This is a genomic window from Pandoraea pnomenusa (genome assembly GCF_000767615.3).
GTDB lineage: Bacteria > Pseudomonadota > Gammaproteobacteria > Burkholderiales > Burkholderiaceae > Pandoraea > Pandoraea pnomenusa.
This window is the reverse complement of record NZ_CP009553.3, coordinates 2,332,658-2,351,363: the sequence shown is the minus strand read 5'-3', so window position 1 is coordinate 2,351,363 and position 18,706 is coordinate 2,332,658. Positions and strand designations below refer to the sequence as shown.

Sequence of the window (18,706 nt, the reverse complement as noted above, 5' to 3'; positions counted from 1 at the left end):
TCCCTGCCTTCCCGGCGCAGCGCACTTCCCGCACTTTGCGCACTTCCCACGCTTTCCTGTATCTGCTGACGACGTCGGCTTTCGCAGCGAAATTGTCAGCCCCAGGCCGATCTGCAAGAATGGCGGCGGCGCGCCACACCGGCGCCAGACAGCTTCGATGACCGAAGCAAAATTCGCTCAGGGAGAAACATGGAACCAATCACGTTCAAGCAGTGTTTTACGGGGGCATGGCGCGACGGCCTCCGGGCGCTGCGCCATCGTCCGCTGCTGTGCCTGAGCATCGCGGTGGTGATTCTGGTGACCTCGGCGCTGAGCATTTCGCTCAAGGAGCTCACCATGCAAGCCGCCCAAAACGGCGAACCGCTCGCCTATCGGGTGCGCATCGCCCTCATGTCGTTCGGCGTGGTGATCGTCAATCTCGTCGCGTTCTGCGTGCTTGCCATTCACGTCATGCGATACACAGTGCTCGGCGCCCAGGCCACGCAGCAGACATCGTGGTACGGGCGCGATCTTTGGCGTTATCTGTGGGCGTCGATCCAGATTGTCGTTGGGCTCGCCATCGTATGGTTCGTGATCGCCTTCGGCCTGGCATTGGCGCTGCGCCTGTCGGGGCACGGCAATTCCTTCGCCATCATCGGCACGCTGCTCGCGCTCCTGTTCTGCGCCCTCATGTATGTGCTGGTACGCGTGTCGCTTATCTACCCGCAAATCGCTGCGGGACGCAGCAAGCGGTGGCAGGCGGCATGGCAGGATTCGCGCGGGCACTTCTGGGTGATGTTCGGGACAACGTTGGCCACCATCCTGCCGCTGATTGTTGCGGGTCTGGTGCTGACGATGCTCTTCGCGGCCGCGCTGCATTACTTGCCTGGCGCCACGACGGTGGTGCTTGGCACGCTGGTGCTGCAGACCGTGATTTCCATTGCCTGGGTGGCGCTCGCATCGAGCGTGTCCGCCTGGATTTACCGGCGTTTTGCCGATCGCCTGCTCACGCTGGAAGACGCCCCGGACGACGTCTGAGGCGCGGACTTCGTGCCTCGGACATCGGGGGCGTTTCGACGCATCCGCCGCTCAGGCGGCATTGACGTTCGCGATGCTGGGCGAGTTCGCAGTGATGGCGATGCTGCCGTCGACCGCCCCATACCGGGCGAACTCGCCGAGGCCATCGGGCCACTGCGTGAGTACCTGGAAGCCCGTGTCCGTCACGGCGACCATGTGTTCCCATTGAGCGGACAACGAGCGGTCGCGCGTGACGACCGTCCAACCGTCGGCGAGTTGCCGGGTGTCGGGCTTGCCGGCGTTGATCATGGGCTCGATCGTGAAGATCATGCCCGAGCGCAACGTAAGACCGGTATTCGGGCGGCCATAGTGCAAGACTTGAGGATCGTCGTGATAGGTGGTGCCGATGCCGTGTCCGCAGTAGTCGCGCACCACGCTGAAACCCTCGCGATGCGCGACCGACTGAATGGCGTAGCCCACGTCGCCCAGCGTGGCACCGGGGCGCACGGCGCGAATGCCGGCGAGCATCGCCTCGTAGGTCGTGTCGACCAGGCGTTTGGCGAGAATGCTCGGCTTGCCGGCGTAGTACATGCGACTTGTATCGCCGAACCAGCCGTCCTTGATGAGCGCGACGTCGATGTTCACGATGTCGCCGTCATGCAGTTTCTTGTCGCCGGGAATGCCATGGCACACGACGTGGTTCACCGACGCGCAGACTGTCTTCGGGTACCCGTGGTAACCGATGTTGGCCGGAATCGCCTTGAGGTCGTTGACGATGAAGTCGTGGCAGATCCGGTCGAGTTCGTCGGTCGTGACGCCAGGCCTGACGTACTCGCCGATCATCGCGAGCACCTGTGCCGCCAGTTCCCCCGCGTGACGCGACAGCGCAATTTCTTCTTTCGAGCGGATGACAACGCGTTCGCGCACCATTAGGCCACCTTGTTCAATGCGGTGACGGGTGCACCGGTTGCGGGAGGAACGGCTGCCGCGGTCTCGCTGACCGTGGCGCCGTCGGACTCGATGAGACGACGGCAGATTTCGCCATAGCTCAACGTCGGGTTGAGCTCGGCGAGCATGCCCACGCGCAGCCAGTGTTCGGCCTGCGCGTTGATGGAGCGACTCAGCGCGCCGCTGGTGTTGCGCAGCGCCTCGTGCATTTGCTCCGAAATCTTAACGATACCCATGTGGCGGGCTCCATATATACGAAATAGCTACGGAACGTATATTACCACCTGGATGGCCAGTTGTCTTGCCCGCCCGCCCCTCACGCCATCATCGTGTAGAACATCACCACAACGCACACGGCCATGAGCGCCGTGGCGAACCATCCTCCGATCGTCACTGCGCGGGCATTGACCATCTTGCCCACGACGGCCCTGCGCGACGAAAGCGACATGACCATCACCATGCAAGGCACCGCCGCGACACCATTGATGACCGCGCTCCAGTAAAGCGCCTTGACGGGACTGATCGGACTGAAGCACAGCAACGCACCGAGCACCGTGCAGACGACGATCACGGCATAGAAAGTGCCCGCGCTGCGTGGCGTCTGGCTCATGCCGCCTGGCAGTCTGAGCGCGCCGGTAAGCGCGTAGGCAGCGCTACCGGTGAGCGAGGGGATGGCCAGCAACCCGCATCCGATCATGCCGGTCGCGAACAGGAGAATCGCCGACTTGCCGGCGACGGGTGCCAGTGCGTGCGCCGCCTGGCGAGTCGATTCGATCTGATGGACGCCATGTCCGAAGAACGCGGATGCCGCGGTCACCATGATGCACACCGCGATGAAATTGGAGGTGAGCATGCCGACCCACGTGTCCGAGAGAATGCGCCGCGCCTCGGTCTTCGCTTGCGCGGTGGCGTCGCCGCGCGCATGCGCATCGCCGTTCGCCTTGATTTCCTCGACCTCCAGGGCGGACTGCCAGACGAAGAGATAAGGACTGATCGTCGTGCCCAGGATCGCGACCAGCGTCGTGGCGTACTCCCTCGTCGGCGTGATGCGCGGCCACACCACGTCCCGCAACGCGGCGTGCCAGTCCGTATGGACCACAAAGAGATTCGCCACGTAAGTGAACAGCGCGAGCGTCAACCATTTGAGATACCGCGCATAGACTTCGTACTTCAGGCGGATCTGCAGGAACAGGGTGAGTCCGGCGAAGAGCAGCGCATACGCGTAATTGGGCCCACCGAGCGTGACGGAGGCGGCATCGCCCATGGCGGCCAGATCGGCACCCACGTTGATGATGTTGGCGATGACGATCAGAAGCGCCAGCGATGTCGCGATTCTGGCCGAATAGTGCTTTCTGACCTCTCTCAGGATGCCATGTCCTGTGCCGCTGCCGATGTGTGCCGAGGCGAGTTGGATGCACACCATCAACGGCACCGTGACGACAGCCGACCAGAGGACCTGGTGCCCGAATTGCGCGCCCGATTGCAGATAGGTGCCGATGCCGCTGGGATCGTCGTCGGCCACGCCGGTCAGCAGACCGGGGCCGAGTCGTTGCAAAAACGAACGCGGCTTGTCGCTGCGTCGATCCTCGGTATGCGCACCACGCGGCTCGCGTGTTGTTCTCATGGTCGCCCTCCCGCGCTTTCGCGCAATGGCTGCCCGGGCTGTGTCCTTCCCGCGCTTTCGACCTGGGTTGGGGTCTGAATTGGGGCCCGACGTCGTAACGCCATCGTCGCATCGCTGCCCGGGCCGTCTCGCCGTCTCGCTGCCTCGCCGTATTTGCCGTATTTGCCGTATTTGCCGTATTTGCCGTATTTGCCGTATTTGCCGTATTTGCCGTATTTGCCGTATTCGCCGCAATTTCCATGCCACCAGATACCGGCATGAGACTTGCGTGCGTCGTCTGCTGAAGTCGACGCGGCACTTTCACTCAAGGAGAAACAACATGGCATCAAGCAAGCACAACCCGCACGAGCAAGGTATTCGCGAGCTTTTGTACCAGGCGTACGAGACCGAGCTTGGAGGCGAGAAGGTCTACTCCGCGGCATTGGGGTGTGTAAAAAATGCAGACCTCAAGAAGGAATGGACCGAATATCTCGAGCAGACACGACAACACCAGCAAGTCTTGTTGAACGTCATCTCCGCGCTTGGCCTCGATCCGGACGCGCAATCGCCGGGACGGGATATCGTTGCCCACCACGGGGCGTCGCTCGTCAAGGCCATCGCTCTGGCAAGCAACGCCGGCAATCCGACGCTCGCGCAAATCGTTGCAGCGGAGTGCGTGGTGCTCGCCGAGACGAAAGACCATCAGAACTGGGAGTTGCTTGCCATGATCGCCGGCAAATCGGAGGGGGATCTGAAAGCGGTGCTGTCAGAGGCGGTGGCCGCGGTCGAGCATCAGGAGGACCACCATCTGTACCACACGATGGGCTGGGCCAGGGAACTGTGGATCGATACACTCGGCTATCCGGCCGTGCTGCCCCCCCCGGAGGAAAGAAAGCACGTCGAGTCCGCCATTGGGGCTTCGCGCGCGGAGCAGGCACGCGAGACGCTGCTGTCATCCCGTCACTGACGTTTGGGGGCACGGGTCCGCGCGGCGTAAAGCGTCGCTTGCGCGGCCCGCTGCCGAGCGGCCTGTCGAGGATGCCGCACACACCGAACGAGCTCTTCGCCATAGGGAATCACGGCGAAAAGAATGGCTGCCGTGACCACCCCACCGATGTACGGCAACGGCACTGGGCTGAGAGACATCGTCCAGTCCTGCGGACTCGCATGCACGATGGCACGCCACACCCGCTCCGCGTTCGCGCCGATGACCAGCGTCACCGCGCAAATCGGGAGCAGCTCGAGAAAGCTGTGCACATGTTGCTCAATGGTGCCGATGTCACGCTTTTGCTTCGCGTAGTGAACATCCCATAACGCCGTGATTTCGTGAAGTATCAGGCCCAGCAGCATGATGGCGATCACGATCGCGTTGATTCGGAAAATCAGTGCGACCAGCAATGGAATACCGACTTCGAGCATTTGCGCCAGATGCATGGCGGATTCCTTCGCCCCCGCATTGCGCTCGATATGGGCGCGGCGATGGCATGCCCAATCGGCCAATCCCGCGATGAGCCAGGCAGGAACGATCGCGTATCGAAGATAGGCATCTACAAATTCCGAAACGCTCATTGGCGGCCTCCGTGGGAACCTGGCGCGGTGCGGAGTATGCAAGGCATTGCCGGTTGCGGCGCGAATGCCATCACTCGGATGCGTCTCGTATGAGCCGCTCCCATGCTGGCGTGAGCGCCGGATCGGATGCACGCGTGCCTTTGGGCTGTGTTCGTGCCCGACGCTTTTCAAGGCATTCTTCGCCGTTCGTCGACATGCCATCCGAAATCGGGCCGGGCGTGCAATAGGTGTCGCATGGGACGTGTGCTGGCCAATAGCCGTTGCCGACGCAACCGTGGTGGGTGCCGATGGTCTCTTCATCGCCGTCTTCATGCAGGAGCCGGTAATCGAGACATTCGTCTTGCGACGGCACGCGATCGGTCATGAAATGCAGTCTCCGGCGAAATTGCGCGTGGTTCACGATGACATCGCCCGTCTGACTTGCAGTTTTCATGCCGACGCGCACCGCCGGTTCATGCGCCGTCGTGCCGACATGCCCGTTCAGCACGGCATGTCGGACAGCGGCATTTCTGCACGAATTTGTAGTTCTTCGATGCTTCGTGCTGTTGCGACACCGCAAAACGCTGTGCCCTGGGTCGGATCACCGTGGCGCAATGCCCGACATCAGCGCTTGCGCCTCGACGACCACTTCCGCGAGAAGATCGGCAATCAATCGCACACGCGGCGAACGTTTGACATCGGGATGCATGACCAGCCATAGCTTCCGTACCGTGGGACAGACCGGGTCGGGCACCAATGCCAGTGCGTCGTCGTTGGCGGCCAGGAAGTGGGGCAGGACCGCAATGCCGAGGCCGACGCGTGTGGCATTGAGCAGTGCCGTGAGGTCATTGCTCCTGAACACAAAGCGTCGACGGCCTGCGACCTCGGCCAGCCAGCGCTGCTGCGGCACCTGGTCGAGGCTGTCGTCGTAACCGAGAAACTCCCACGCGTCGGCCGGTCGGCGGGTATAGCCATGGGCTGCGTAAAGTCCATACCCCATGTCCGCAATGGCACGGGCTACCAGGCCCGCCGCAGTGGGCCGGGACATTCGGATCGCCAAATCCGCCTCGCCGCGCGCCAGATTGGCGTCGCGCGTTTCCCCGATCACCTCCAGGTCGATGTTCTGCCATCTTCCGCGCATGGCGGCCAGCCGGGGTGCGAGGAAATGACCGGCGAACGCTGGCGGGGCCGAGAGCCGGACCGTCCCCTGCAAGGACGAGACACCGAGCGCCACTCGCGAGAACGCCTGCGCCTCATCGTCGAGTCGCCCCGCCTGAGCCACCAGCGTCTCGCCTTCCGCCGTCAGCGACCATGCCTTGGGCAAGCGATCGAAAAGCCGAATCCCCAGCGACTGCTCCAGTGCCTCGACACGCCTTGCCACGGTCGAATGCTCGACCCTGAGCCGCCGTGCCGCGCCAGACAGGCTGCCTGTGCGCGCCAACTCGAGGAAATAGCGGATGTCATCCCATTGCAGCGCGCGCTTCTCGGCCGCACTGGCCGCATCGCCATCTGTGTTTTTTTGCACAATAAATGTCGAATTCTTGAGAATTGTTGATCCATTTTGCTCAACGTAAGCTGCGCTTGCAAGCTCATTCCTCAGGAGAACCTCTATGACCCATCTCGAATCATTTCCCGACACATCCGCCGTTTCCGTTTCCCAGATCGTCATCGGTCAATATGGCGACGCTTCGGCATTGACCGCCGTGAAAGGCACGTTGCCCGCGCCGGCGGCCGGTGAAATTCGTGTGCGGCACACCGCGATCGGCGTGAACTACGTCGATGTCTATCACCGCACCGGTCTCTACCGGTTGCCGTCGCTTCCCGCGGTGCTTGGGGTCGAGGCGGCCGGGGTCGTCGAGGCGCTCGGGCCGGGCGTTGACTCGGTGCGACCGGGGCAGCGCATCGCCTATGCCGGCCCGCCCACGGGCGGCTATGCCAGCGCCCGCAACCTGCCGGCCGACCGCGCTATCGCCCTGCCGGACAACATATCCGACGACGCGGTGGCCAGCCTGCTGCTGCGGGGTATCACCACGCATATGTTGTTCACGTACGTCTACCCGCTGAAGGCTGGCGATACAGTGCTCGTGCATGCAGCGGCCGGCGGGCTGGGGTTGGTGCTGGTGCAGTGGGCGAAGGCTTTGGGCGCTCGCGTCATCGGCACCGTCAGCTCGCCGGCCAAGGCAGCGCTGGCCATGGAACACGGCCTTGACCATGCCATCAATTACCGCGAGACGGATTTCGTGACGGAAGTCATGCGGCTGACCGACGGCCGGGGCGTCGATTACGCTGTCGACGGCATCGGCGGACAGACCCTGGTCGACACCCTCGGCTGCGTGCGCGCCTACGGGATGGTCGCCAACGTCGGTCAGGTGGCTGGCGACCCCGGACCGCTCGATTTGTCGCTGCTGGGTCCGACGCGCTCCGTGGCGCTCTCGCGGCCGGGGGTGTTCCGCTTCATGACGGATGGAGCACGTTACCGCGAAGGGGCGCTTGCCACGATCCGGCAACTTCAGGCCGGGCTGCGACCGACGATCGGCGATATCCTGCCATTGAGCGAGGCGGCACAGGCACATCGCCGGCTGGAAGCCGGGCAAACCGCAGGTGCCGTGCTGCTGCGCCCCTGAGCCAACCCAACGAGGACCCTCATGTTGTTTCTCATCCTTCTCGACTACCTTCGCCCGCTGTCCGAAGTGGATACCCACATGGAAGCGCACCGCGCTTTTCTGAACCGCCATTACGCAGCGGGACACTTCCTGCTCTCGGGCCGGAAGTCGCCGCGAACCGGTGGCGTGATTCTCGCCAGAGCCAACACGCTCGACGAAGTTACGCAATGGATTTCGGAAGACCCGTTTCGTCAGGCCGGAGTGGCAAGCTACCAGATCATCGCGTGGGAACCCACGATGGCCGCGGAGGGAATGCCTGACTTCAGCGCACAATGATTTGTCATCCTAACTATATCGCAAGGAATTGAGATGTTCCGGCGACGCGACGCTGCTTTGCCGACCGTCCCGGAACATTGAAGCAGTGCAAGCGCCTCCGCATCGGTGTCCGGGGGCGTTCCACGGTCGTGCGGGGGCGCGGCAATGCCGCGGCGGGCGCACGCGTTGCGAGATGCTCGACCATGCGCTGTGCGTCGGGCGGCAGGAATCCCATCGAAAGGCTCACCTCAGCCCGCCCCATCAGTCTTGGCACTTGCATCAGTAATCCCCTGATTGATCGGCGATTCCGAGAGGCGTATTGTGTTTCGACAGCCTTGATAAGGCCGCCTTCCAAGAGCGCTCCCATGGCCAACGCCCTCCTCCGTTTTGCTCTGGACGCCTCATCGCGATGCGGCACACGGAGGCCATCGCCGACTGGGAATCGGCATTGGTGTGGGCGCCATCGCTTCCCCCGCGCTCGGCGGGTAGAACGCGACATGTCGCCAGCCGTGCGCTGCAACGTAGGCACATATGCGCGCCAACCGAACGCTGCGGCGACCATCGCCTCGCGAGCGTTTCGTCCTATCTCGCCCAACGTGATTCGGCCCTCTCTGGAGCTACCATGAATGCCCTCACCCAAGCGCTCGGCTCCGCCGCACCCGCCCTGATGGCCGATCTGGAAGCGCTCTACAAGGACCTTCACCAGCATCCCGAGTTGTCGATGCAGGAAGTCCGTACAGCGAAAATCGTTGCCGACACGATGCAGGACCTTGGCTACGAGGTAACACGCGAGGTTGGCGTGACCGGCGTGGTGTGTGTCATGAAGAACGGCGACGGTCCGACCGTGATGTTGCGTGCGGACATGGATGCATTGCCCATGGCAGAGAACACGGGGCTGGCCTATGCCAGCAGCGTCACAGCGCGCGATGCGGACGGCGTCGAGGTCGGGGTGGCGCACTCGTGCGGCCACGACATGCACGTCACGTGGATGATCGGCGCGGCGCGTGTCCTGTCCACGAATCGCGCCGCCTGGCGGGGCACGCTCATGATCGTGTTCCAGCCCGGCGAGGAGACCGCCGAGGGCGCGCATGCCATGGTGCGGGACTGGGGCGAGGGTCGCTTTCCGAAGCCCGACATTATTCTCGGACAGCATGTGATGGTCGGGCCCGCCGGCACCGTCAATTACCGTCCTGGTGTCACGCTGTCCGCCGGCGACAGCCTGAAGATCAAGCTCTTCGGGCGCGGCTCGCATGGTTCACAGCCGCAGACCTCGATCGATCCCGTGATCATGGCTGCGGCGACCACGCTGCGGCTCCAGACCATCGTGTCTCGCGAGATCGCGCCGAACGAGCCGGCCGTGCTCACGATCGGCTCCCTGCAGGCCGGCACCAAGGAAAACATCATTCCCGACGATGCCACCATCAAGCTGAACATGCGCACGTTCAGCGAAGATACGCGCGACTACATGCTCAAGTCCATCCGTCGTATTTGCTGTGCGGAGTGCGATGCCTCCGGTGCCGAGCGCCCCCCGGAGTTCACCACCATCAACAGCTATCCGCTGACCGAAAACGACCGCGTCGCGACGGAACGGGTGGCACAGGCATTCAATCGGCAATTTGGCGAGAACGCTACGCTGGCGCCAGGCCCAGCGTCGGCCAGCGAGGATTTCAGCGTCTTCGGACGTACCTGGCGTGTGCCGTACGTGTTTTGGTTCGTCGGCGGCACCGACCCCGCGGTGTTTGCCACGGCGCAGCGGGAAAAGGCCGTCAACAAAATTCCCAGCAATCACTCGCCGAAGTTCGCGCCGCAGATTCATCCCACGCTTGAGACGGGCTTGCAAGCCATGCTGACTGCCGCCGCTGCCTGGCTATGTCCACCCGATGTCGCCGTCTGAATAGAGTCCATGAACGTTCATGAATTGGCGCTAGCCGGCCTGAACGACCATCGCCTGTTCACAACGCTCGACCTGGCGGGCACGTTCGCGTTTGCGATCAGCGGTGCGGTCGCGGCCCGAGGCCGCGGCCTCGACTGGTTCGGTGTGATGGTCATCTCGTTTACGGTCGCGTGCGGCGGTGGCGTTCTGCGCGACCTGTGCATCGGCGCCGTGCCGCCGGCCGGGTTGACAGACTGGCGCTACCTTGCGGTTTCGATGGCTGCGGCATTCATGGCGATCGCGGCGAACCCGTTGGTGGTGCGCCTTGCCCACCCGGTGATCCTGTTCGACTCCATCGGACTGGGGCTGTTTGCCGTAACGGGTGCGCAGAAGGCCATGATTTATGGCCACAACGCCGAGGTGGCGGTGCTGCTGGGCGTTGCCACCGCGGTTGGCGGCGGCGTGGCGCGCGACGTGCTTCTCAATCGTGTCCCCGTCATACTGCAGCGCGAGATCTATGCGTCCGCGGCACTTGTCGGCGCGGGCATCGAGGTTGTCGGCGAACGGATGGGATGGATGTCGAGCGGCAGGACCTGGTTCGCGCTTGCGGCGTGCTTCGCACTTCGTTACCTGTCGCTGCGGTACCAGTGGAACCTCCCGCGCGCCGACGGGCGCGATGCAAGCGACGCCGATTAACGCGGGGGCTCGACGCTACAGCGTGGCATCGTCGTATGGAGATCTTCACCTGACTTTGGGAAGGCATTTCGAGGCGCGTCTGATCGGCACGTCGGATGGGTAATCACCCCGCGTCCGCGGCGCAGTCGCACTGGGGGACGCGGCGCGGACGTCGCTGCGATTTATCACAGGTGACCGCGATGGCTCGCGTTGATACTCTGGCGTCACCGCTCGGGCAACACCAATTTCCGGGCACGAATGCGCTGACGACCGGAGGCCAAAATGATGTTCATCCCCGCTATTCCTTATATTGTCGCGGCAGGCAAGGGAGCCCTCGTGGCCGGCGCCACCTACGGCACGTACCAGATTTACAAGGGCATTCAGTTCCTGGCCGATGCCATCCCTGCCTTTCTGTAACACGGCCTGGCAGGTTCCTTGCCCGTGGCCCGCATGGTTCTGCGACGCGAATAGACGTTATTCGTCACCAGTGCGGCGGCCGCCACGGACGTGCCAGCGACCTTGGCGCCCGGATCACACAAATCCATCAATCCGCCGGAAGAATGAAGCATGCAGACAGGACGTCGACGATTCATCGCCCAAGGCGCGAGTTTGGCAGCAGCGGGGAGCTTGGCACCGTTGCTCACACAGGCCCGGTCGACACGCGAGCCGCAGCCGTTGCGTCGGGCCATCACGATTGACGCGCCGGCGGGTCCGGTGCGTGGTGCGGTGGAAGATCAGGTGCGCGTGTTCAAGGGCATTCCGTTTGTGCTGCCGCCGGTGGGCGAACTGCGTTTTCGCCCACCGCAGCCGCATCCCGGATTCACCCAGCCGCAAAATGCGTCCTCCTTCGGTCCTGCGCCGATGCAGCCGGTGCGCATCCAGGCCGGCACCGGCCGTAATTTCCTCGGTGATGCGCGACAGGGCGAAGATTGTCTTTACCTGAACGTGTGGGCGCCGGACACACCGGGCCCGCATCCTGTGTTCGTCTGGATCTATGGCGGCAGCAACATGTTCGGCGCCACCAGCCAGCCCATCTACGACGGCACGCAGTTCGCGCGCAATGGCGTCGTGTGCGTGACCATCGGGTATCGCGTCGGTGCGCTTGGCTTCCTCGAACTTGGCGACCTTTTGGGCGAGTCCTATCGCGGCTCCGGCAACAATGCCCTGCGCGATCAGGTGATGGGGCTGCAATGGGTCCAGCGGAATATCCAGGCGTTCGGGGGCGATCCCAAGCGCGTCACGCTGGGGGGCGAATCGGCCGGAGGGAAGAATGTCTCCACGCTGCTGACGCTGCCGGCGGCACGCGGTATGTTCCAGCAGGCAATCATCGAGAGTGGCGGCGCCCTCACCACGCATTCGCTGGACGAGGCGTACAAGGTGGCGCATCTCTTCGCCGAACAGGTACAGCCGAATGGCCGCGGCGAGGCACTTCGCGCGCGCCTGCTCAGCCTGCCGGCGGATCAGTTGATCAAGGCGCAGATCGCCACGGCTGCCGCCTATCCGCGCAACTTCGCATTCCGCACGGTCATCGATGGCGACTTCGTGCCGCGCTCGCCGCAATTGAGTCTGGAACAAGGGCACGCGAGCCACTTGCGCCTGCTCGTCGGCAGCAACCGCAATGAATCGCTGATCTTCTTCCGTCCCGAATTGCTGGCTGCCTATCGCAAAGGCGAGGCCGCCACTGCGCCCATCGCGGCTCGCGAGATGGCGCAGCTCGATGTGCCCACCATCGAGCGCATGGCCCAGCGCTATCGCGACGCCTTCCCTGACCAGCACGCGTTTCTGCGACGTATCGACCTGCTGAGCGCCGAGGAATACTGGGTGCCCATGCTGAGATTGGCCGAGGCGCATGCCCGCAATGGTGGCGAGAGCTACATGTACCGCTACGATCAGGCATCAGTGGAGGCCCCTTTCCGGGGCTTTGCCGTGCATGCGTCGGAGTTGCCGATGGTCTGGAAGAACTTCCGCGAGCCCTTTCTTTCCATGCTGTATCGCGAAACGCCCGCACTGGATGCGTTCGCCAGTGTGGTTCACGAAACCTGGATCGCCTTCATGCGCGAAGGCCGGCCCTCGCACAGCGCACTGCCGTCCTGGCCACGCTTCCAACTGACGCAGCGCCCGACCATGCTTCTGGCCGCAGGTGATAACCGCGTTGAGGAAGACCCCGCAGGCGATCAGCGACGCTTGTGGGAAGGAGTGCTCTAGGCTAGGTCGGCGAGCGTTTGCGAGGTATTTCGGGAAGAAGTAAGACCTACGAAACCGATGCCAAATCGGGGAGTTGGTGCGAGGAAGGGGACTCGAACCCCTACACCCTTGCGGGCGTCAGGACCTAAACCTGGTGCGTCTACCAATTTCGCCATCCTCGCAGCCCGTGGGTGTCGTGACCTGGGTAAGGTACGGCATCCCGGCATCGGGTTGACGTCGTGCATCCTGTCGGACATGAAAAGGGGCGACTTGTCGCCCCCGTTGCACGCGTCAAAGCAGGCGAGCATTCTACATGAAGTGATTTTCAGCGGCAAATTCCCCGCGCGCCCCAGGCCTGCCCGCGCACGCGGCCCGTCTTCTCGTCGCGCAATGCTAAAATTCGCACCAATTCATGGCAGTTGCCCCGACTGCGCGCCCGCGCACCGGCATCCGGGCACCTGACCAAACCGATACCCCATTCGCATGCAACCCCACGACAACGCCGAGAACGCCAACCAAAGCACCGGCACCCCAGCCAGCCCCGCTCAGGCCAACGATTACTGCCGACAGAAAGCCGGCCCGCCAGGCTCCGCGCTCTACTACGCGCTCCTTCAGCTCCCGCCGTCCAAGCGCGATGCCGCCTACGCCGTCCACGCCTTCTGCCAGGAAATCGCCGACATTCATGCCGCCGTGCACGACCCCGGCGTCGCCCACGCGAAGCTCGACTGGTGGCGCCAGGAGCTCGCTCGCCTCTTCTCCGGCGCCCCCGCCCACCCGGTCGCACGCGCACTCGCCCCCGTCATCGACAACGCAAGACTCAACCGCGCCCAGTTCGAGGCCGTCTTGCATGGCGCCGAAATGGACCTCTCGCAGATGCGCTACCTCGACTTCGCCGGCCTGTCGCACTATTGCGATGCCGCAGGCGGCGCCCCCGCAGAACTCGCGTCGCACATCTACGGTTTCGACAACGACAGCACCCCCGCCCTCGCCCGCGCACTCGGCCACGCCATCACGCTCGGCCGACGCGTGACCGACGCAGGTGTCGACGCCCGTGCCGGCTACGTCTACTTCCCCATCGACGAACTACAGCGCTTCGGCGTTACCGCCGCCGACCTGCAAAACGGCAAGTACTCGCCCGCGTTCGTCGAACTGATGAAGTTCCAGCATGAACGCGCCAGCCAGGCGATCGCCAACGCCGCCCGCGCCATTCCTCAAACGGATCGCCGCAAGCAAAAGCCCCTGCTGGCACTCGCATCCCTGCAGTTGGCCCTCATGGATGAAGTCGCCGCCAGCGACTATCAAGTCCTGCACCAGCGCATCGACCTCACGCCCCTGCGCAAATTCTGGCGCGCCTGGCGCGCACGCTGAACCCTCCAGGCGCGCACGTCACTCAGGTCCGAAACACATCCAGCGGCCTGAACACGCCACCCAGCACCGGCCGCGGATTCACCCCCCACCAGCGCTGCAATACCGTCGCGTACACATCGCGGAAATCGACGGCGAACGGCAAATTGCCGTTGCCGTCGAGTCGATCCAGTCGCGGCGCTTCACCGTACAGACCGCCACGAACACGACCGCCCGCAATGAAGTGCGGCGCCACCGTGCCGTGATCCGTGCCGTTGCTCTGGTTCTCGCGCGGCCGACGCCCGAACTCGGCATACGTCACGATCAACGTCGATTGCCAACGATTGAGCTCCGTCAGCCCCGAGCGCAACGCCATCATCCCCTGCGACAACTGACGCAACAGATTCGCCTGCTGCCCCGGTTGATTCTGGTGCGTGTCGAATCCGTTGAGCGTCAACCTGAGCACGGCCACCCCGCGCCCCGGCTGTGGCATGCCTGACGGTGAGTCAGCGGCAGCCACGACCTGCAACGCCGTCTTCACTACGTTGCCGAACGCCCCTGCCGGCATGGGCGTGCGTAACGTGTACTGGCCCTGGCGAGGACGCAGGCCATCCGCCGCCTTCACGATATCGTTCTCCACCCGCAGCACATGCGCGAGCGCCGGATTGCTCACCCGCGCCGCATGCGCCGACGCCAGCCCCGCCTCCCGCAGGAATTGCGCCGGATTCGTCAGCGTCACCGCACGTGCCCCACCGCCCAGCGGTCCCAGTTCCGCGCTGCCGACGATCACCCCGTCCGCATCGAACCCGGCCGGCACGGGCCGTTCGGCAAACGCGCGCGACAACCAACCGTCACGCAAGTACTCGTCCGCGCGCGACGCCGTATTCCAGATCTCGATGGAACGAAAATGCGAGAGATTCGGCTCCGGATACCCCACGCCCTGCACCACCGCCAATTCTTTCGCCTGCCACATCGGCAGCAGCGCGCGCAACTCAGGATGCAGGCCGCTATGCGCGTCGAGTTGCACCACCTGGTCACGCTTGACGCCAATGTTCGGGCGAAGACTCGCGTATAACGGATCGGCATAGGGAATGACGGTATTCAAGCCGTCATTGCCGCCCTTGAGTTCAATGAGAATCAACAGATTGCCGTAATCACCGCCTGCGCCGACTGCGCCCACCGCGCCCACTCTGCCGCCCGGCATCATGCCGGAGAGATCACGTGCCGCAGCATGCGCCGGCCACGGCGCGAGCCATGCCGCCCCAAGCCCCCCGGCGAAAGTCAGAAAATCGCGTCGACGCATTTCACACCTCGCATTGCGTGCCATCCATTCGCCTGTCGGCATCGCCCATTGGCGATCGGCCATTGGTCATCGCCGTTGCCACCGCGCCCGACGTCATGCCGTCAGGCCCGTCGTCTCACTTCAATTGATACGCCGGATCCATCAACAGCGCCTGTAGGTACGCCGCGCTGTTGTCACCGGAGGTCTGCGGCGCAGCGGGGGCCATCGGCAACACCGCCCGTTGCAGTGCCTCCCGGGCACGCGCGTCCGGTACATCCACCGGCCCCAACGCGTACGGTTGCAGCCAACGCGCCAGATCGAAACGCACGCCCGCCACCGTCCTCGGCATCGACGGGGCCATCGTCAACGCCGTGCGGCGCACGTCGGTACGCATGGACATCGACGGCACCATCGACGCTGCGCCGGCGTTCGCCTTCTCCGTCGCCCGGAACATGCGCTCGACGAATTGCTTGCGCGCAAGCAAGGTGCTGCTGTCGATCCAGGCGTCGCCGCCCGGCCACCCCTTCACATTCGGCGGACGAAACAGGGCCTGGCCGAGCACGCCCATCTGCCGCGCGAGCATTTGCGGATCGTCGTAGCCGATATCGAACTCTCGCACGGTGTCCGTCACGAACTCGGAAGGCGACTTCACGAGCGTGCCGCGCGCGTCGCGATCCCAGAACGACGGCGTGAGCAGCAAGGCGCGCAGGGCCACGCGGATATCGTAGCCACTCGCCCGAAATGCGTTCGCCACGCGTGCCGCCTGCTGCGGATCGGGTGTGGGCGACACGAATTCACGCCACAACTTGCCCGTGACGAAGGTAGCCGTCTCCGGACGCGCCAACAAAATGTCGAGCACCTGGTCGCCATCGAAATCGCCTGTCTGGCCCAGCACGGTCTTCGTGCCGGTATCGTGCAAGTTGGCGCGCCAGACATAAGTCATCGTCGGACGGTCGATGCTCCATCCGGTATAGGCGCGTGCGGCTTCGCGCACGTCCTGCTCCGTATAGTGACCTTCCCCGAGCGTGAAAAGCTCCATGACCTCGCGCGCAAAATTCTCGTTGGGCCGCCCCTTCCGGCTACCCGCCCCATCGAGATAAATCAGCATCGCCGGATCCTTCGAGACGGCATGCAGCAACGTGCCGAAGTTTCCCAGCGCATTTGCCCGCAGCAGCACGTTCTGCCGGTACATCACGACGGGTTCGCGCACCTTGTCGCTGCTCGACACGAAGTGGTTGTGCCAGAACATGGTCATGCGCTCGGTCAACGGCGACGGCGTGGTCGCCATCTCCTGCGCCCACCAGGCGGCAAGCGACGCCGCCATCCGGTTGCGCCGCTCGTTGAGATCGCGCTTCTGCTCGGCGGTCATGGACTTCACGCGCGCGTCGTAGAGCGGCGGATCCGCAGCCCAGGGCGGCGGCTCGGTCACGGCGGTGCGTCGCGATTCGTCAAGCAAACGGTCGACGGCCTGTGCGCGCGTCAGCCCGACGAAAGGGGCAAGCTCACGGGCATCGGGGGAATAGCCCGTACGCGTGAGCAGGTAGCGGGCGTCGTCTTCGCCAAGCAGACGCTTCGACATATCGACGTTGCGCGAACTCGCGCGCGGCCCAGGTGCGGAGGCGACGTGCCTTGCCCCGGCCGCGTAAGCGTCGGGTGACGTGCCCAGCGCGGTGACAACCAGTCCGGCCAGCAGGGCAATGCAACGTGGCACGAAGCCAAGCGTCTGCGGTACAGCGGACGGCGGCGAGCATGTCGCTGCCGAGCGGCACGCCGTCGGCGACACGCCCGGGGGCGATCGGCGAGCACAAAAAAAGCCAGCGTCGGCAGAGGCTGGCGGATTTCGATTCGGCTTCATGGGACGCTCGCGTCAAAATGACATCAGTGGCGTTTGGTGAGAAGCGATGGGCGCATGTCGCGACGCATTGTCGGCGCACGCACCGTCTGTCGGCTAGTGACTGTAGAGCTCGCGCACGGCGTCCTGAATATGCTGGCGCAGCAGGCGTCGGTCGTCTGCCGACATATGGCCGTTCGGGCGACGGCCCGGCGGCGGGTTGGGCAACTCGTCGCCCCGACGCTCGGCGGCGGCGTCACTCGCAGGGGCGGCTTTCCCGCCATTGCGCGGCGCCGGCGCCGCATGCTGCACCCGGGCCGCACTGCTGCCATGGGATTGCGCACTGAAATGGGGGACGGGACGGGCATACGTCACGCCCAGGTGTCCCCAGAGCATGATTCCCCCGAACAGTAGCGTCAACTCAGCAGCCCATCTCATCTTGTGCGTGTGTCCTTCATGCCGTACGACAGGTTTTCGCCCTGGCAGGCGTGCAAGTGTACCCACTGCCTATGGTCAGCGCACAAGCCGTAGGGTAAATTGTGTAACCCTTTGTAACCCGCTTTGGCGGCCTCCTCAGTTCGCAACATTTCGGGCTAAGATACGTGGCATGGAAAACAAAAACTCTCCCAAAATTCTGGTTGTCGACGACGATCCGCGCCTGCGCGACCTGCTGCGTCGTTACCTCGGGGAACAGGGTTTCAATGTCTTCGTGGCTGAAAATGCGACGGCCATGAACAAGCTTTGGGTGCGCGAGCGTTTCGATCTGCTCGTGCTGGACCTGATGCTCCCCGGTGAAGACGGTCTCTCTATTTGTCGCCGTCTGCGTGGCGCCAATGATCGCACGCCGATCATCATGTTAACGGCCAAAGGCGAGGATGTCGACCGTATCGTCGGTCTCGAGATGGGCGCTGACGATTACCTGCCCAAGCCCTTCAACCCGCGCGAGCTCGTCGCCCGCATCCACGCCGTGCTGCGCCGCCAGGCACCGCCCGAACTTCCCGGTGCGCCCAGCGAAACGATGGAGACGTTCGAGTTCGGCGACTTCGCCCTGAACCTGGCCACGCGCACACTCACCAAGAACGGGCAGGAAATCGCGCTCACCACTGGCGAATTCTCCGTGTTGAAGGTCTTCGCGCGCCATCCGCGCCAGCCGCTCTCGCGCGAAAAGCTCATGGAGCTCGCGCGCGGGCGCGAATACGAAGTCTTCGATCGCAGCCTCGACGTGCAGATTTCGCGTCTGCGCAAGCTCATCGAGCCGGACCCGGGCAGCCCGCGCTTCATTCAGACCGTTTGGGGCCTCGGGTACGTGTTCATTCCGGACGGCGGCGCGTGATCGTCCGCGCCCACGTCTCGCATCGTAAAACAACGCCGGTCGCGATTCACTCGCGCACCGGCGTTGTGCGTTGTCCGATGCCGGCCGGTGACGTGCCGCATCCGTCTCTCCCCGGCCATCGCACGAGCGTGTGTCTTGGGGTGCCCCGGGACTGTCGACAGGCCCGAATCA

At 63.9% G+C, this 18,706-nt stretch carries 20 protein-coding genes and 1 tRNA gene; 10 read left to right on the top strand and 11 right to left on the bottom strand.

Annotated elements, in window-relative coordinates; all coding sequences use genetic code 11:
• Nucleotides 1-189: 189 nt before the first annotated feature.
• A complete protein-coding gene (locus tag LV28_RS34595; RefSeq protein WP_038617758.1) occupies nt 190-1,017 on the top strand; it encodes a hypothetical protein in 828 nt (275 codons plus the stop codon).
• 51 nt (nt 1,018-1,068) lie between these two features.
• Here the strand turns inward: LV28_RS34595 and map are convergent, their stop codons facing one another.
• The 4 genes from map to LV28_RS48730 form a co-directional block, all read right to left on the bottom strand.
• Nucleotides 1,069-1,926, bottom strand: a complete 858-nt coding sequence (map, locus tag LV28_RS34590) for a type I methionyl aminopeptidase (RefSeq protein WP_038617760.1) — start codon at nt 1,924-1,926, stop codon at nt 1,069-1,071.
• Nucleotides 1,926-2,180: a ParD-like family protein gene (locus LV28_RS34585; RefSeq protein WP_023874549.1), complete on the bottom strand. Its 255-nt coding sequence runs from the start codon at nt 2,178-2,180 to the stop codon at nt 1,926-1,928. The genes map and LV28_RS34585 overlap by 1 nt, the downstream gene beginning before the upstream one ends.
• Nucleotides 2,181-2,260: 80 nt before the next feature.
• Nucleotides 2,261-3,568: an NRAMP family divalent metal transporter gene (locus LV28_RS34580; protein ID WP_048806368.1), complete on the bottom strand. Its 1,308-nt coding sequence runs from the start codon at nt 3,566-3,568 to the stop codon at nt 2,261-2,263.
• Nucleotides 3,565-3,876 (bottom strand): hypothetical protein, encoded by a 312-nt coding sequence (locus tag LV28_RS48730; RefSeq protein WP_147291568.1) that lies wholly within the window; start codon nt 3,874-3,876, stop codon nt 3,565-3,567. Before LV28_RS48730 ends, LV28_RS34580 begins: the two co-directional genes overlap by 4 nt.
• An 11-nt stretch (nt 3,877-3,887) precedes the next feature.
• Between LV28_RS48730 and LV28_RS34575 the strand changes: the two genes are divergently transcribed.
• The gene (locus tag LV28_RS34575; protein WP_023595706.1) at nt 3,888-4,514 is read left to right on the top strand and encodes a hypothetical protein; all 627 of its coding nucleotides are present in this window, start codon (nt 3,888-3,890) and stop codon (nt 4,512-4,514) included.
• Here the strand turns inward: LV28_RS34575 and LV28_RS34570 are convergent.
• From LV28_RS34570 to LV28_RS34560, 3 genes are all read right to left on the bottom strand, one after another.
• Complete coding sequence (locus tag LV28_RS34570) at nt 4,508-5,116, bottom strand: hypothetical protein (RefSeq protein WP_023595705.1); 609 nt, start codon at nt 5,114-5,116, stop codon at nt 4,508-4,510. The genes LV28_RS34575 and LV28_RS34570 overlap by 7 nt on opposite strands.
• Nucleotides 5,117-5,186: 70 nt before the next feature.
• Nucleotides 5,187-5,561 carry a hypothetical protein gene (locus LV28_RS34565; RefSeq protein ID WP_141571741.1) on the bottom strand — a complete coding sequence of 125 codons (375 nt, stop codon included), beginning with the start codon at nt 5,559-5,561 and terminating at the stop codon, nt 5,187-5,189.
• Between the two features lie 135 nt (nt 5,562-5,696).
• Nucleotides 5,697-6,620: a LysR family transcriptional regulator gene (locus LV28_RS34560; protein ID WP_023595703.1), complete on the bottom strand. Its 924-nt coding sequence runs from the start codon at nt 6,618-6,620 to the stop codon at nt 5,697-5,699.
• An 85-nt stretch (nt 6,621-6,705) separates the two neighbouring features.
• Here LV28_RS34560 and LV28_RS34555 point away from each other — a divergent pair, with 85 nt between their 5' ends.
• The 6 genes from LV28_RS34555 (at nt 6,706) to LV28_RS34535 (ending at nt 12,766) form a co-directional block, all read left to right on the top strand.
• The gene (locus tag LV28_RS34555; RefSeq protein ID WP_048806369.1) at nt 6,706-7,719 is read left to right on the top strand and encodes a quinone oxidoreductase family protein; all 1,014 of its coding nucleotides are present in this window, start codon (nt 6,706-6,708) and stop codon (nt 7,717-7,719) included.
• Between the two features lie 21 nt (nt 7,720-7,740).
• Complete coding sequence (locus LV28_RS34550) at nt 7,741-8,034, top strand: YciI family protein (protein ID WP_023595701.1); 294 nt, start codon at nt 7,741-7,743, stop codon at nt 8,032-8,034.
• Nucleotides 8,035-8,635: 601 nt separating this feature from the next.
• On the top strand, nt 8,636-9,907 hold the full coding sequence (locus LV28_RS34545) for a M20 family metallopeptidase (RefSeq protein WP_038617765.1): 1,272 nt from the start codon (nt 8,636-8,638) through the stop codon (nt 9,905-9,907).
• A gap of 39 nt (nt 9,908-9,946) precedes the next feature.
• Nucleotides 9,947-10,582 carry a trimeric intracellular cation channel family protein gene (locus LV28_RS34540; RefSeq protein ID WP_025249051.1) on the top strand — a complete coding sequence of 212 codons (636 nt, stop codon included), beginning with the start codon at nt 9,947-9,949 and terminating at the stop codon, nt 10,580-10,582.
• A 264-nt stretch (nt 10,583-10,846) separates the two neighbouring features.
• Nucleotides 10,847-10,978, top strand: a complete 132-nt coding sequence (locus LV28_RS49330) for a hypothetical protein (protein WP_255315166.1) — start codon at nt 10,847-10,849, stop codon at nt 10,976-10,978.
• Nucleotides 10,979-11,188: 210 nt separating this feature from the next.
• Nucleotides 11,189-12,766, top strand: coding sequence for a carboxylesterase/lipase family protein (locus LV28_RS34535; protein ID WP_058371640.1), 1,578 nt, complete (start codon nt 11,189-11,191; stop codon nt 12,764-12,766).
• Nucleotides 12,767-12,840: 74 nt separating this feature from the next.
• Here the strand turns inward: LV28_RS34535 and LV28_RS34530 are convergent.
• A tRNA-Leu gene (locus LV28_RS34530) sits at nt 12,841-12,927 on the bottom strand.
• A gap of 301 nt (nt 12,928-13,228) precedes the next feature.
• Here LV28_RS34530 and hpnD point away from each other — a divergent pair.
• Nucleotides 13,229-14,113 (top strand): presqualene diphosphate synthase HpnD, encoded by an 885-nt coding sequence (gene hpnD, locus LV28_RS34525; RefSeq protein ID WP_038617768.1) that lies wholly within the window; start codon nt 13,229-13,231, stop codon nt 14,111-14,113.
• 22 nt (nt 14,114-14,135) lie between these two features.
• Here hpnD and LV28_RS34520 read toward each other — a convergent pair whose 3' ends face one another.
• The 3 genes from LV28_RS34520 to LV28_RS34510 form a co-directional block, all read right to left on the bottom strand.
• Nucleotides 14,136-15,392 carry a DUF1501 domain-containing protein gene (locus LV28_RS34520; RefSeq protein ID WP_038621165.1) on the bottom strand — a complete coding sequence of 419 codons (1,257 nt, stop codon included), beginning with the start codon at nt 15,390-15,392 and terminating at the stop codon, nt 14,136-14,138.
• A gap of 115 nt (nt 15,393-15,507) precedes the next feature.
• Nucleotides 15,508-16,950: a DUF1800 domain-containing protein gene (locus LV28_RS34515; RefSeq protein WP_025249048.1), complete on the bottom strand. Its 1,443-nt coding sequence runs from the start codon at nt 16,948-16,950 to the stop codon at nt 15,508-15,510.
• Between the two features lie 369 nt (nt 16,951-17,319).
• A complete protein-coding gene (locus tag LV28_RS34510) occupies nt 17,320-17,640 on the bottom strand; it encodes a hypothetical protein (RefSeq protein WP_144347317.1) in 321 nt (106 codons plus the stop codon).
• A 169-nt stretch (nt 17,641-17,809) separates the two neighbouring features.
• On the opposite strand from LV28_RS34510, the gene ompR reads away from it, so the two are divergent.
• Nucleotides 17,810-18,535 (top strand): osmolarity response regulator transcription factor OmpR, encoded by a 726-nt coding sequence (gene ompR, locus LV28_RS34505; RefSeq protein ID WP_010808867.1) that lies wholly within the window; start codon nt 17,810-17,812, stop codon nt 18,533-18,535.
• Nucleotides 18,536-18,706 lie beyond the last annotated feature (171 nt).

Excerpts from the sequence above, each read along its gene's own strand:
- LV28_RS34555 (WP_048806369.1), top strand. The coding sequence starts at position 6,706 with ATGACCCATCTCGAATCATTTCCCGACACATCCGCCGTTTCCGTTTCC.
- LV28_RS34595 (WP_038617758.1), top strand. The coding sequence starts at position 190 with ATGGAACCAATCACGTTCAAGCAGTGTTTTACGGGGGCATGGCGCGAC.
- LV28_RS49330 (WP_255315166.1), top strand. The coding sequence starts at position 10,847 with ATGTTCATCCCCGCTATTCCTTATATTGTCGCGGCAGGCAAGGGAGCC.
- LV28_RS34510 (WP_144347317.1), bottom strand. The coding sequence starts at position 17,640 with ATGAGATGGGCTGCTGAGTTGACGCTACTGTTCGGGGGAATCATGCTC.
- LV28_RS34575 (WP_023595706.1), top strand. The coding sequence starts at position 3,888 with ATGGCATCAAGCAAGCACAACCCGCACGAGCAAGGTATTCGCGAGCTT.
- LV28_RS34570 (WP_023595705.1), bottom strand. The coding sequence starts at position 5,116 with ATGAGCGTTTCGGAATTTGTAGATGCCTATCTTCGATACGCGATCGTT.
- map (WP_038617760.1), bottom strand. The coding sequence starts at position 1,926 with ATGGTGCGCGAACGCGTTGTCATCCGCTCGAAAGAAGAAATTGCGCTG.
- ompR (WP_010808867.1), top strand. The coding sequence starts at position 17,810 with ATGGAAAACAAAAACTCTCCCAAAATTCTGGTTGTCGACGACGATCCG.
- LV28_RS34550 (WP_023595701.1), top strand. The coding sequence starts at position 7,741 with ATGTTGTTTCTCATCCTTCTCGACTACCTTCGCCCGCTGTCCGAAGTG.
- LV28_RS34515 (WP_025249048.1), bottom strand. The coding sequence starts at position 16,950 with ATGTCGAAGCGTCTGCTTGGCGAAGACGACGCCCGCTACCTGCTCACG.
- hpnD (WP_038617768.1), top strand. The coding sequence starts at position 13,229 with ATGCAACCCCACGACAACGCCGAGAACGCCAACCAAAGCACCGGCACC.
- LV28_RS34520 (WP_038621165.1), bottom strand. The coding sequence starts at position 15,392 with ATGCGTCGACGCGATTTTCTGACTTTCGCCGGGGGGCTTGGGGCGGCA.
- LV28_RS34585 (WP_023874549.1), bottom strand. The coding sequence starts at position 2,180 with ATGGGTATCGTTAAGATTTCGGAGCAAATGCACGAGGCGCTGCGCAAC.
- LV28_RS34580 (WP_048806368.1), bottom strand. The coding sequence starts at position 3,568 with ATGAGAACAACACGCGAGCCGCGTGGTGCGCATACCGAGGATCGACGC.
- LV28_RS34545 (WP_038617765.1), top strand. The coding sequence starts at position 8,636 with ATGAATGCCCTCACCCAAGCGCTCGGCTCCGCCGCACCCGCCCTGATG.